Genomic DNA, 13,898 nt, shown 5'->3' with positions numbered 1-13,898 from the left:
GGCTCCAGCTCCTCGGCGAAATGGCAGGCCGCCCAATGGAGCGGTTTGATCTCGCGTAGTTGCGGCTCTTGCTGCGCGCAGATGTCCCTAGCCATCCAACACCGTGTGCGGAAGGGACAGCCCGAGGGCGGATTGAGCGGGCTGGGCACTTCGCCCTTCAGAACGATGCGCTCGCGTTTACGGCTGTTCGTAGCGTCCGGCGCGGCAGATAAGAGAGCGAGCGTGTATGGCATGCGCGCATCGGCATAAAGCTCCCGCGCATCGGCCAGCTCGACCAGCTTGCCCAGGTACATCACGCCAACGCGGTCACTGAAGTACTCGACGACCGACAGGTCATGGGCAACGAATAGGATGGTGAGACCGAATTCTTTCTGCAGTTGCGTTAGAAGGTTCAGCACCTGCGATTGTACCGAGAGGTCCAGCGCGGATACCGGCTCGTCAGCAACGATGAATTTCGGCTTGAGCGCAAGCGCGCGCGCAATGCCAATGCGTTGCCGCTGCCCACCGCTGAACTCGTGCGGATAGCGATCAAGGTGTTCGCGGCGCATTCCGACGCGGTCGATAAGGTGCTCTACAAATTCCCGCCGCTCCCCCCGTGCCATCTTGCCCTGCACTGCAAGGCCTTCGGAAATGATGCTGCGAACGTTCATTCGCGGATCGAGGCTGCCGTGGGGATCCTGAAAGATGGTCTGCACGTCGCGGCGAATGGCCCTGAGGCGCTTCGCCGAGGCTTCAAGGATGTTCTCGCCCTCGAACCGGATCTCTCCGGCCTGGGGCGTCTCGAGGCGAAGGATCGAGCGGCCAAGCGACGACTTTCCGCAGCCTGACTCGCCTACCAGCCCGAACTTCTCGCCGCGCAGAATCTGCAGCGACACATCATTGACCGCCTTCACCCACTCGGTCTTGCGGTTCAGAAACCCGCTGCGGACTGGAAAAAAGGTTTTCAGATTGCGTATGTCGACAAGCACGTCGCTGTAAGACGTGCCGGCCGGTGGGACCTGCACAGGGTTTGATGTGTTCGACATTCGAGCCTCGGAAGTATTCATGCGAGCCAGCACGCCACCTTGCTATTGTCGGGCTTGGTCTCAAGCGGGGGCATTTCCATGCACTTGCGAACCGCCTGCTTGCACCGGGGCCGAAACGGACAGCCGCTCGGCATATTCAGGAGGTTTGGCACCGCACCACCGATAGTGTGAAGAGGCTTGCCACGCATCTCTGGGTTAGGGATGGAGGAGAGCAGCCCGCGAGTGTACGGATGCTTGGGCGCGCGGGTGACTTGGTCTACTTGCCCCCATTCCATGACGCGTCCGCCATACATCACAACAACTTCGTCGCAGATTTCGCGCACCACGCCAATGTCGTGGGAGATGAGAAGGACAGCTGCGCGCTTGAGACCGCGCACGATATCCAGGATCTGCGCCTGAATGGTCACATCCAATGCTGTCGTCGGCTCGTCGAGGATGAGAAGCTCCGGCTCATTGGCGAGTGCCATAGCGATGGTGACGCGCTGACGCATGCCGCCACTGAGCTTGTGCGGAAACTCGTCGACCCGCCGCTCCGGTGCAGAAATTCCCACCATCCTGAACAGCTGGATGGCGCGTTCCCGGGCCTCGCTATTGCTCAAGGTCCGGTGGGCCCGAAGTGCCTCGATGACTTGCGCGCCGGCCGTGTAGACCGGATTGAGAGCAGACATTGGATCCTGAAACACCAGAGAGAGCTCTCGCCCCCGCAGCTGACGCATCTCCCGTTCCGTCAGGGTGGTTAGGTCGCGTCCTTTCAGGAGGACTTCGCCCCCGACGATGCGCCCCGGCAGTTCTACGAGGCGCATGATCGACAGCGAGGTGACGCTTTTGCCGGAGCCCGATTCTCCAACGATGCCGAGGCGGCCCCCGGCTGTGATGTGGAAACTCACGCCATCGACAGCCTTGACCGTTCCTGCCTTTGTCGGGAAGTGAGTCTTCAGGTTCCGGACCTCAAGCAATGGGGGCGCCGGCTTCAAAATGCTTCCCATCTGTTGGCTCTCACGAGTCTGCAATTTCAGCCTCATTCGGCTAGCGTCGCGGCGCCGAAATACTGGAAGCCGCCGGCGCTATAAGTTACGCCTTTGAGCTTGCTCGACAAAGTCATGAGATCGACGTTCTGGTGGATCGGCATCAGAACGGCGCTGTCCATGACCAGTTTCTGCGCTTTCTTGTAGGTGGCGACGCGCGTGTTCTCGTCGATCTCGGCCATGCCTTGTCCCAACAGCGCCTCTAGGTCAGTGTTGGTGTACTTGCTCCAGTACATGTATTGACCCGGCATGAAGATGCCGTTGATTACAGACGGATCGGTGCCTACCAACTGCATTGGGGTGAGCGAGAACTCGCCGGCTATCCCACCAGCGAACCAGGCGGAGAGAGCCTGTTGCTCGATTTGGACGTCCATGCCTGCCTTTCGGAGGTATTCCTGCATGGCCTCCGCAATTCGCACGTAGGCAGGACGGGTGGATATAACCGTCAATTTGAGGGTCAGGCGTTTGCCATCTTTCTCCCAAAAGTCCGCGTTCTTCTTCCAACCGGCGCCGACGAGCAGCTCGTCTGCCTTTTTAGGATCGTACGGATAGAGGTCCTCCAGCGAAGGGTCATAGCCGACCATGCCCTTCATCAGCGGTGTGTTTGCGATAGGGAAGACGCCCGAGGCGGCAAGCTGCACGACGCCCTTTTTGTCAACCGAATACTGAATAGCCTTGCGCACGGCAACGTCATCCGTCGGGAAGCGCCCAGCATTCAACTCTACGAAGATGCCCAGCCCACTGATCGGAATTGGCAGCTGCGCGAACTTGGGATTGCTCTTCAGCGAGCTCCAGTAAACGCCGGGTGTGCGATTCATGGCGTGTGATTGGCCAGCCATGAACTGGCTTACGCGCGATTGATCGTTCGGCACGATCTGGAAAGTCAGAGATGCAATCTTCGGCGGGCCCTTGAAGTTGAGAGCGGGTGGATTCCAGTTGTACTTGTCGTTGCGTGTCAGCACGACGCTCTGATTAGGCTTGTAGCTGGACAAGACGAAGGGCCCCGTGCCCGTAGGGTGCAGGCCGAGTTCCGTGCCGTACTTCTTGATCGCAGCTGGCGACTGGATGGCCGCATACGGCGTGCCGAGGCTGAGCAAGAGCGGCGCGTGAGAGTCCTTGCAAACGATTTGAACCGTGAATTCATCGACTGCCTTAGCAGTTAAGCAAGGACCGAGCGTACTCAAGCCACTTCGGGCCTTTGACTCCGTGTTGGTGATGTACTCGAAGTTGGCGACCACGGCTGCGGCGTTGAACGGCGCGCCATCATGGAAGGTAACGTCTTCGCGCAGCTTGAATGTGTACAGCTTTCCGCCGTCCGAGACGTCCCAGCTGGTAGCCAGATCGGGTGTGATCTTGAAGTCCGGCGTGACCCAGACAAGAGTGTCAAAGATGTTGTTGGCGATAGGTGCAACATCCCGCAAGGCCGACACCGCAGGGTTGAGAGTGTCCACAGTCGACTCCCAGCCGACAACGACGGCAGCGTCTTGCGCGAGCGCTGGAAACGGGTTCAACGCGAAAGCACTGATCGCTATGACTGCGCCTTTCGCAGCAATTCCACTGAATAGTTTGAAGTGTGTGTTCATGATGTCCATCTTTCTCGCGAGTTCAAGCTTTATCTACTGGCTAGTGTGGGATCGATTTCATCGCGCAGGCCATCGCCCACGAGGTTTGTGCCGATGACGAAGAGCGAGAGGAAGACGCCCGGGCAGACGGTGATCCACCAAGCCAACGAGATGTAGTTCTGTCCGTCGTTCAAGATCGTGCCAAGTTCGGGTGCAGGCGGCTGCACGCCGAGACCCAGAAAGCCCAGTGCGGTGATCCAGAGCGCCCCTATGCCTAGCCAGGTCGTTGTCAGGACAATCACGCCTGAGAGGACGTTGGGTAGGATGTGACGCAGGATGATCCAGGTCGGGCCCGCTCCGAGCGCCACCGCGGCCTTTACGTACGGCAGGTTGCGCACTTCGGCTGTGGCGCCCTCCACCATCCGTGCATAAACCGGTACAAGCACAGTCGCGATCGCAATAACCCCATGGCCAAGCCCAGGTCCCAGGATGGCGGTAACGCTAAGGGCGAGGAGGATGCCGGGAAAGGCGAGAAGAAGGTCCACGATTCGCATGATGCAAAAGCCGAAGATGCCGCCGAAATAGCCGGCGACGAGACCAATGATGGTTCCGAGCACAGCGCCTAGTACCACGACACAGAGGCTGGCGAGCATGGTGGTCCGAGCGCCATATAGCACGCGAGCAAATAGGTCGCGCCCGTACGCGTCCGTTCCCATCGGCGCGGCCCAAGATGGCGGCGCAAATGTGAGCATCGGGTTCTGGGCGATTGGATCCGCCGTCACCAGAAGGGGCGCCGCCGCAGCAAGCATTGCCAGAACTACGCAGATAATCAGTCCGAGGCACAGGCTGCGGTGTCGAAGCGCACGAACGACACGATGGAAGGCCGTCTCGCGTGGACGCACGATTTCAGCTTCGGATGCGGCCGCATCGTCCGGCATTTCGGTGAGGTCGGAGATCACTTTTAGCTCCATGCAATGCCTCACCGATGTCCGATCCGCGGGTCCAGCACAGGGTACAGCATGTCCACGATGAAGTTTGTCGTGGCGTATACCAAAGCGAGGATGAGGATTACTGCCTGAACCGCCGGGTAGTCTTTTGCGAGAATAGATTGCACGAGGAGACGACCGATGCCGGGGCGGGAAAATACCGTCTCTACTATGACCGTACCCGCCAGCAATCCACCGATTTGCATCCCGACGATTGTCAGGATCGGCAGAAGCGCGTTGCGCAGAACATGTCGAATGAACACGCGCGAGCGCGACAAACCTTTCGCACGGGCGGTGATGACGTGCTGCTGCACCATTGCCCCGATAACCGCGGACCGAACAAAACGTGCGTTGTAGCCGATAGCTCCCATCGCCAATGTCAGCGCCGGTAGTATCGTCCCTTTCAGAGATGTGCCTCCCACCACTTCAAACCAGGGCAGCGTCACAGCGAAAGCAAGAATTAGCAGCAGTCCGAGCCAGAAGCTGGGAATGGACATCAGTGCCAGTGCGACACTCATGGTGGCGGTGTCGAGAATCCGATTTCGGTTGAGAGCGGCGATGATTCCGAGGAGGAGACCGAACACCACAGATAGAGCCAAGCTGAGCACCATGAGCTGGACAGTGGCCGGGAAATTGGCCGCGAGCAGCATGGCGACCGGACGATCCTCGCCATAGGAGTAGCCGAAGTCGCCCCGGAAAATGTCTGTCAGCCAGGTCACGTATTGCATGTATAAGGGCTGGTCCAGTCCTAGTTGGTGCCGCAAGCGAATCACGAGCGCCTGGTCACCAGCATTCATGCCCAACATCGAGATTACCGGGTCGCCCGGGATGAGCCGCAGGATGAGGAAGACTAGCACGCTGATGCCGAACGCCAGCGCGAGAATCGCGAACAGGCGGCGGGCGATGTAGCTGCTCATCTCCGTGTCCCCAGCCTGTTAAATCCCTCAGCCCTCATTGGGCACCTGCATGCGGTGAACCGAGGCCGCGACCATCTCGCGCACCATTACCGGATCGATCTTGCCGGGCGACTTCGAAAGCGCGGCTCGTACCTCACGCTGGATCGCGGTGCGTAACCCGGGGGGCGCTTGGAGGATCGCATCCGAGAAAGCCACGTTCGTCTCTGTTGGCCAACGCGCTTCGTACTCCAGACGCAGCTTGCCATGGCTGATGTCGGCAAGCTTCGTCTTCATCTCAGCGCGTGCGCGCGTCGTCGCCGCGGCGTCGACCGCCCCGTCACGGATGACGATGCCGTAGGACCGGCGAGCTTCGCCTTCACTGAGAAGTTGTTCGCGAACGTCGTGAGCCACCATCTCCGGCGAGCGCACTAGCGGGTCACCAAAGCCGCCGCCGGAAGGAGACACCATGCGCAGCACATCACCCGACGACATCGGAAGCAGCCCGAAGCGGCCCAGCGACACCTTCTCGCCGCCTCCAGCTTTGATAAACCATGTCTCGCCATTGCGGCCTGGCGAGCCGCCGCGAGCACCCCAGGGCTGAAATTTGAAGCGCTCGAGGCCACGCACGGTCACGGCTGCCTGCGCGCTCACGCACTCAAGCTCGATACTGATGGACGCACCGCCGCGATACTGACCATGGCCGAAGCTGCCGGGCACCAGCGCGTGGTGTCGTACCAGGAAAGGTGTCTCCGCTTCTACATGCTCCACCGGCGTGCTCTTTAGGAAACCAAGCATCGTGTCGATCCCGTCCACGCCGTCCGTACACATGCGGCCGCCAGAGCCCCCGCAGAATGGCTCCACAACGGCCACCTTGCTGCGACCTGTGCGAGGGTCCGGCCAGGAGGCAGCAATGATCCCCGCCTGACCCGCACCGCACGCTGCAATGCCTTCGGGAACGGCTTGGTTCAGGCAACCCATGAGGGCGTCGTAACAGCGCATCACGGTCATCCAGCGGTTGCCCATCGCAGCCGGAAATTCGGCGTTCATGACCGTCCCGGATGGCGCAGACGCTGTGATTGGCCTGCAGATGCCATTGTTGCGCGGAACCGAAGGCTCCTTGGTCATGATGTAGTTGGTTAGCGCCGAACAGACCATCCCGATCGGTCTAGCAAGTGGGAAATTGAGTGCCGCATTCACCTGCGGGCTGCTGCCCGCGAAATCCACATGCGCTTGGTCCCTTTCGATGGACAATTTGCAGTGAATGTGCACGGCGTCATCGGTTCCTTGCCCGTCGAGGTAATCCGAAAATTCATAGACGCCGTCACGTAGGCTGGCGATCACGGAGCGCGCTTTCGCTTCGGAATAGTCCATGACATCGTTGATTCCCTGGCGGAACGCGTCTGCACCGACCTTGTCGCACAGTTCCACAACGCGCTGCTCCATCAGCCGCATCGCGGCCATCATCGCTTCCAGGTCGCCCCACAGCGCATCGCCCATCCGGGAGTTGTCCTTCATGATGTTGACGATGTCCTGGTTCATCAGTCCCTTGCGGATAAGCCACGTAGGCCGGATGCGGAATCCCTCCTGGAAACATTCGCTCAGGTCCGGCGCGACGCTGCCGGGAACTGCACCGCCGATATCGGTTGCGTGAACGAAGGCCCAGCTGAAAGCGACGAGTTCGTCCTTATAAAAGATCGGCTGCGCGAGGTTGATGTCCATCTGGTGCGTCACGAGCCCATCCGTATTGAACGGGTCGTTGGTCACGACAACATCGCCTGGCGCGTAGTCCTCAAAGTGGCGCGTCATGCCTGCAATCGTGCCACCACCGCTACCGCCAGCGCCAGCGGACATCGGTGAAGCGAACCGCTCTCCATTGGGGCGTGCCAGGCACACGCCAAAATCCTGCGTCTGCTTGACGAGCGTCGTGTGCGCCGTGCGATATGCCAGCGTGACTGCCTCCTCCACCATCGCGGCGAAGCGGTTCTTCATGATTTCGACGCGTGCGAGATCCATTGCTTAGCTCTCCTTCGTCATCACAATATCGCCCAGAACGCTGATCGCAGCGCGGAAGTGTGGAGGCACGAGCACGGTCGACAGTTCGTGCTCGATGACCGCAGGGCCGATCTCCGACCAACCTGCCGCTAGCTTGGTTCGGTCGAATACCGCGCAAGCGGGCCACCAGCGCTCCTGCAAACGCAGGTCGCGACATGACGCCGGAGCAACCTTATCGGTCTGCTGCTGCGTCGAGCTGCGGGCGTTGGGCTTGGCTTGACGACCGGAGGTGCGCACCATGAGCTCATTCAATGCGACCGGCGTACCGGGATTGGAGAAGCCGAAGAGCGCCTTGTGCTCCTCGTGGAAAGCCTCGTAGAAGCCATTCAGGCCGGTGCCTTTGCTAATGGCCTCCGTCAAATTAACTGGAATGGTGAAGGACTGCGCCGAGTAGCGCATCTCCGCGAGATAGAGTTCGTCGATGCCTTCGAGCTTTGCGCCGGCTGTCTGCCTTTGGACCCACTCGCGGCCGGACTGGGCGAGCTCGTCGAAGATGCGTAGCAGCGTGTCCTCGCTGGAGTGTGCCCCGGTAACACTGCGCACGCCATCGTGCACAAGGTCAGCGGCTAAGCCACCGAAGGCGCAGAAAACGGATGATAGCCGCGGCACGACGATGCGCCTGATGCCCAGTTCCTCAGCCAGCAGAGGGCCATGAATACCGCCGGCGCCACCGAAGATCATCAGCGTGAGATCCGCAGGCCCCTCGCCCGCGCGCGCCAAGAACGGCAACACCTTGGCGAGCATGTTGCTGGTGGCGATCGCGACGATGCTTTCCGCCGCGGCAACCGCATCGCTTCCGCTTGCGATCGTGAGCATCGCCTGCTCGGCCCTGTCACGCGACAGCGGGAGCTTTCCACCCAACAATCCGCGTGGCGAAAGGTAGTTACAGAGCAGGTAGGCGTCGGTCAAAGTCGGCTCAGTCCCGCCTGTGTCGTAGCACGCCGGACCAGGCTTGGAGCCAGCGCTGCGCGGACCGACCTTCGGCACATTTCCATCTAGCCACGCGATCGATCCGCCGCCGGCACCCATGGCCTCGATCGCGGTGACCGGCAGCAACAACGGGAAGTCGCCGACTTCGGCTTGCGCGGTCAGCGTGGGACGCCCAACTCGCACCAGTGCAACGTCGGTTGACGTGCCGCCCATGTCCATGGTCATGACGTTGGGGTTCTGGGTCCACTCGGCAAGGATGCGCGCCGCCGTGACGCCGGCAGCAGGCCCGGACAAGAGGGTGTGGACCGGCAGGCGGCAAGCTTCTTCGGCCGACATGACACCGCCGTTCGACTTCGTCACGAGTAGTCGCGCATTGGGCATTTTCTCTCGCAAGAAGCCATTGATCTCGCCGATGTAGTCAGCCATCACGCGCTTCACGTACATGTTCAGCAGCGTGAGCATCGAGCGCTCGTATTCCGACTGCTGCGGCCAGATTTCGTGCGACGCCATAACGTCCAGGTCCTGGAACTGCTCACGCGCGATTTTCAGAATCCGGGCCTCGTGCACGGGATTCCGGTAGCCATGCAGCAAGCAGACGCCGACCGCCCTCACACCAGCGTCGCGCGCCTTAGTCAGCGCGGTCACGACCGAAGAATCTTCGATCGGAGTTTCCACACTGCCGTCGGCTCGCAGGCGCTCGTCCACTTCGAATACAAGCGAGCGAGACACGAGTGGCGTCGCCCGCCGGTTGAACAAGTCGACCGGTTTGTCAAGACGAAGTCGTGCGATGCTCAGTATGTCGCGGTAGCCTCGGGTTGTGACGAGCGCGACCGGCTTCTCCGAAAGCTCGATGACCGCGTTAGTGCCGACCGTTGTGCCATGCACCACTAGCAGTGGATCCGTCGGACCGAGCTCGTGCCGCCTGGTTATGCGCGTGATTCCCTCGATTACCGATTCCGCAAAACGCGGGCGGGACGTCGGGATCTTCTCTCCATCGATTTGACGATAACCGTCGCCTTCATCTTTCCAGATGGCGAAGTCGGTGAAGGTGCCACCGATATCCACTCCAATTCTCAGCATGCAATCTTCCTGTGCTCGTTAGCGCACTGACATTGATTTCGGATTAGGGTCGTAGCAACTAATCGTTGAAGCTGGACGCTCCACACTTTAACTGGCCCACTGGCGCATGGGCTACCTGCACTGCAGCACGCGAATGGAAGTGTTGCAGGAGGAGATGCTGAATGCGCTAACTTCAAGACAATGATGGCTCCCCCGGGAAATGTGTCATTCTACGAACGTACACCTACTTGTAGGCCTGCGCTGCGTTGACTGTGTTGCTCGAACTTTATCTTTGCTGGTCGGTCGTATCGCTGCCATGGATGGCGCAACTCTGCTTAATTTCTGCGTGTGAAGCTGTCGAAGCGCAGTAATCGTGCGCGGTCGCGCATGATCTTAGAGCGTCGCAATCGGGACATTGCAAATCACGACATCGATCGCGGCCGACTGATGGCTGCGTGCTGGCTAGTGAGAATGATTGGTCATTTGGAAGCGGCAGTTCGGAAGTCATCAGCGCGCCGGCTACCTGGGTCCCATGTTTGAGAGGTGATCTTTCATACGACCGGCCTAATGGAAAGCAATGATCCGCCCAGACCCGCGCTCGGTGGCTCGATGGCGAGCAAAATCAGCATGGGCGCGCGGCGGGCATCCTCGATGCGCTGTGCGCAACGACGGGCTAGCATCGCAAGTATGCGGTGCGCGTGCTTCGGCGGAGCGCAAGGGTTGGACCGGGGAAGATGGAGGGGCCCGGAGAGCGCAAGCGTAGATATGGCGCGACGATCAAGGACGCGATGACGGCGCTTTGTGAGGCGTCGGGATTGGGTATACGGCAAGCGGCTCGAGGTGATGATCCGACCTTGCTGCCGGCCCTCGAGCAACATGGCCGATTGCAGCTTGGCCAGGTCGACCGTGATCGTGTTCTGGCGATCAGCGCCGCAACCATCGACCGCTTGCCGTCGATGTGAAGATTGCGGCGAGCGGCGGCAGGCGGCGCCGTGCCGGATTCCATTCAGCAATCCGGCGCGAAGTCCCGACCCGCACGTTCAATGACTGGAACAGCCCCGTGCCCGGCTTCTGCGAGGTCGACATGGTCGCGCATGGCGGCACGTCGGTAGCCAGCTCGTTCATCCAACCCCTGACGATGTCGACGTCGCCACCGGCTGGACGGAGTGCCTGCCATTGCTGACGCGGGAAGGTTAGCTCGTCGTCGAGGCGATCAACCGCGGCCCAGAGCCTGTTCCCCTAGTTGTTGCGCGGCGTGGACCTCGACAACGACAACGCCTTCATGAACGATGTTGTTGTGCCATGGTGCCAAAGCTCGAAGTCACGCGCTCGCGCGCCTACAAGAAGAGCGATCAAGCGTTCATCGAGCTGAGAATGGTTCCGTCGTCCGCCGGCTCATGGGCTATGGCCGCTTCGATGGCGTCGAGACGGCCCGTGTGATGGGGCCGCCTCTATGCGGCGGCACGGCTCTACGTCAACTTCTTCCAGCCGTCGTTCAAGCTGAAGGAGAAGCGCCGCGAAGGGGCTAAAGTGATCAAACGGTATCATCTCCCATCGACGCCCTCTGAGCGTGCATTGGCGCTGCGATCGGTATCGCTCGCTCGATCCGGTCGTGCTGTAGGCCGAGATTCGCGCGACCCAGGACAAACTCGGCAATCCGCGTCGATCGTCGTGCCGGACAGGCGCGCGGCCTGCAATGCCCCAGCACGATCTCCACCCGGGGACCGCAGGCACTTTCGCGAGGACGCTCGCCAAGACAGTGACTGCCGGTGAGCCGCGTGCCACGCACCGGCGAACTCATCGGCCCATAAAACCAGGATTCGCATGCCGTCGAAGCTCGGCCCACATTATTGCTACGATCGAGGGCTGGCTGGCAGAGCAGCCGCAGCTGACGGCGCTCGCAATCGTCGGCCGGCTGAGCGAGAATCACCCAAGGAGTTCGGGGACGAGACAGCATTCGATCGTGCAGCGCCTGCTGAGGACGCTTAAACGGAAGACGGCCGAGCAATTGGTCGCGGAGGAGCCGCTTGCGGACGCCACGACCGCTGCCCCACCGCCCGAGGTTGTGGACGGCTCGGGCAATGTAGGGCCCGACCCCGCCCACAGCCCCTCTCGTCGAGCAAGCCGGGAAGCCACTTGGCGCCGCCGATCAGTCGAGCTCGCATCGACCTGTGCAATGGCGCCATCAGGGTATTATTCGCTCATGCGGCAATACGAGGGGTCGATATTCGGATCCGCGATACCCTAAGCGCTTCAAGCGCTCGAGACATTAGGCCATAGACAAAAAGCCAATTTCTAATCACGCGCTTAATCTCGTTACACGCGTAAACAGCAAACGCTGGCGTCCGTTCGGCCTACGTGTAGGTCAGCGTCGGTGGCTAAGGTGAGCGAAATCGAGTCGCTCGCGCGCAGTTTCGCTCGGGACGTCGCGCATCGATCTGAGTATCCGCGCAGCCGATCATGCGCCAATGATCAAGGTGATCTGGCGAATGGAGGAGGCGTTCGACTTAAAGCTCGCATCTCCCCCGCTTCTTCCAACGTCAAAGATAGCCACGGCAATTATGGGATCCTATCACTTGCTTGGATGACCAGCCCGGACAGGAGAACTTAGCTACGTTCCAAATCAAAGGCCCTCGGCGGGCATGCCGAGGGCCTTCTTGGAGGTTTAGCGCTGGATTTATCGAACCTTTGTCTCTCCTTCCGCTCGTTTGAAAACTTACCAGTTGCGCTGCGCACGCAGCAGCAGCGTAAGCGCATTTTGATCCTTGAGCTCGTACGCGGTACCGGGCTTGGCGATACTAGCTTGCAGCGGCAGCGCCACGGTGCTTCCGCTCGCATACTTCTGATCGAGCATTACGTATGCGAGGTCGGCTGTGAAGGTGAGATTTTTGACGGGAGTCCAGCGCGTGACCAGACCAACGACACCGTAGTTGAAATCTGGGTTACAGCCGGCGAGACCGCTTGAGAGCGCGAGGCTCGCGACGACGGCACCACAGATGTAACCCTTCGCGGTATTGTTGTATCGCACGGCGCCCAAACCGCCATAGACGCTACTATTCCAGTGGGGATCCCAGTTATGGGTGTAACCGCCCTGGAATCCGTAGGTAGTCGTCAACTGCTGGCCAGCGCCGGTAACGAACACCGAGTCGGATAGACCAGCAAGACCGACGCTCTGGTAAGTTCCGGTTGCGCTTGCGCCGCCATACATCGCGACGGCGCTCGACATATAGGACTGGAAGTTGTAGCGGCTCGCGCCATTGGTATAGACGCCGCTCATATTGATCGTGTCACCCGCGCCAGTCGGGATGTTCTTGATCGAAAGAGCCAGTTGACCCGCCCAGCCCCACTTGTCGCTAGGGTGACCGGTCGTTTCATCGGCGCCATAGTAGCTGGCATGATTATCATGCGCGGCGGCCGATGCTTGGAAGAGACCCCAAGCCTGATCGACACGCAGCATTGCGACAAGGTCCGGCGCGCGCGTGCCGCCGAAGTCATTAGCACCATAGGCCCCGGTCGCGAGGCCTGCAGCGGTTGCGCCGCTCACGTTCCAAATGTTCGTTTGGTAATTGGCAACCTGATCCTGAGCCGAGAAGGAAGCACTGATGCCCTGACCAAAGTCGGCCGTATAGGTGAATTGAGTGATAGGCTCCCAGCCTCCACCGCCCGGCATGCCGTCAAAGCTGTTCGCCGGATAGTTTGCCCATGGTGCAGTGAACTGAGACTGAGCCTTGCCGATCGTCAGTCCGGCAAATTGGATGAAGGCGTAATAGACCCCAAGCGAACCGGCAGAAACCTGAGAGGCAATCGAGGTTGTATAGGAAGTCGCGCCATTAATCGCCGTTGTGCCGGCCCCGCTGTAGCCGCCGGTTGTCCAGGTGTTCACGCCTTCCCAGTAAGTACGCACCACGCCGTACTCGGTCGCCGTGCGCGTGTCGACGCTAAGGTCGACACGGGATTGAGCAGTGTAATAATTGCTGAGGCGGTTTCGCGCAGCGCCAACCCCGCTGTCTGGAGTCGAATAAATACCGTTAGTCCCGAGACCTAGTGAGGCGCGCAAATAGCCCCCGAGCTTGATGCAGGTATCGGTTCCAGGGATGTAGTAGAATCCCGCACCATACAGCGAGCAGATCTTTACATATTCAACTGCCTTCGCCTTCACGGGAAGATCCGCAGCCTGTGCGCCGGCGGCCGCAAACATTGCTGCGGAACCAAGCAGAACGCTTCGTGTCAGTTTCATGAATAACCTCCAAGTTGAATGTCGTCACCGTCTTCAAAGATCCGCTGGCGTTAGCCCCACCCGACCGAGGGGTGCTTGACGGAACGACTTCGAGGCGCCCCCTCGCTGTCCACCTACGTCTAGATC

Annotated in this window: 9 protein-coding genes; 1 reads left to right on the top strand and 8 read right to left on the bottom strand. The window is 60.2% G+C overall.

Annotated elements, in window-relative coordinates; all coding sequences use genetic code 11:
• The 7 genes from AC0L27_RS34270 to AC0L27_RS34240 all read right to left on the bottom strand — a co-directional run.
• Positions 1–1,025: ABC transporter ATP-binding protein (locus tag AC0L27_RS34270; protein WP_473322171.1), on the bottom strand; the 1,025-nt coding region annotated here is incomplete at its 3' end.
• 17 nt (positions 1,026–1,042) lie between these two features.
• Positions 1,043–2,011 (bottom strand): ABC transporter ATP-binding protein, encoded by a 969-nt coding sequence (locus tag AC0L27_RS34265; RefSeq protein ID WP_473322170.1) that lies wholly within the window; start codon positions 2,009–2,011, stop codon positions 1,043–1,045.
• A gap of 32 nt (positions 2,012–2,043) precedes the next feature.
• The gene (locus AC0L27_RS34260) at positions 2,044–3,642 is read right to left on the bottom strand and encodes an ABC transporter substrate-binding protein (protein ID WP_473322168.1); all 1,599 of its coding nucleotides are present in this window, start codon (positions 3,640–3,642) and stop codon (positions 2,044–2,046) included.
• A gap of 20 nt (positions 3,643–3,662) precedes the next feature.
• A complete protein-coding gene (locus AC0L27_RS34255) occupies positions 3,663–4,583 on the bottom strand; it encodes an ABC transporter permease (protein ID WP_473322166.1) in 921 nt (306 codons plus the stop codon).
• Between the two features lie 8 nt (positions 4,584–4,591).
• Complete coding sequence (locus AC0L27_RS34250) at positions 4,592–5,515, bottom strand: ABC transporter permease (protein ID WP_473322165.1); 924 nt, start codon at positions 5,513–5,515, stop codon at positions 4,592–4,594.
• 27 nt (positions 5,516–5,542) lie between these two features.
• Positions 5,543–7,507: a hydantoinase B/oxoprolinase family protein gene (locus AC0L27_RS34245; RefSeq protein WP_473322164.1), complete on the bottom strand. Its 1,965-nt coding sequence runs from the start codon at positions 7,505–7,507 to the stop codon at positions 5,543–5,545.
• Between the two features lie 3 nt (positions 7,508–7,510).
• The gene (locus AC0L27_RS34240) at positions 7,511–9,556 is read right to left on the bottom strand and encodes a hydantoinase/oxoprolinase family protein (protein WP_473322163.1); all 2,046 of its coding nucleotides are present in this window, start codon (positions 9,554–9,556) and stop codon (positions 7,511–7,513) included.
• 713 nt (positions 9,557–10,269) lie between these two features.
• Here AC0L27_RS34240 and AC0L27_RS34235 point away from each other — a divergent pair.
• Entirely contained in the window at positions 10,270–10,497 is a 228-nt protein-coding gene (locus tag AC0L27_RS34235) for a hypothetical protein (RefSeq protein ID WP_473322162.1), read from the top strand.
• Between the two features lie 1,754 nt (positions 10,498–12,251).
• Here AC0L27_RS34235 and AC0L27_RS34230 read toward each other — a convergent pair.
• Positions 12,252–13,772, bottom strand: a complete 1,521-nt coding sequence (locus AC0L27_RS34230) for a porin (protein WP_473322161.1) — start codon at positions 13,770–13,772, stop codon at positions 12,252–12,254.
• Between the last annotated feature and the right edge of the window lie 126 nt (positions 13,773–13,898).

The sequence above is a fragment of the Bradyrhizobium sp. Ken51 genome (assembly GCF_055807435.1).
This window is presented reverse-complemented; position numbering and strand designations above follow the sequence as displayed.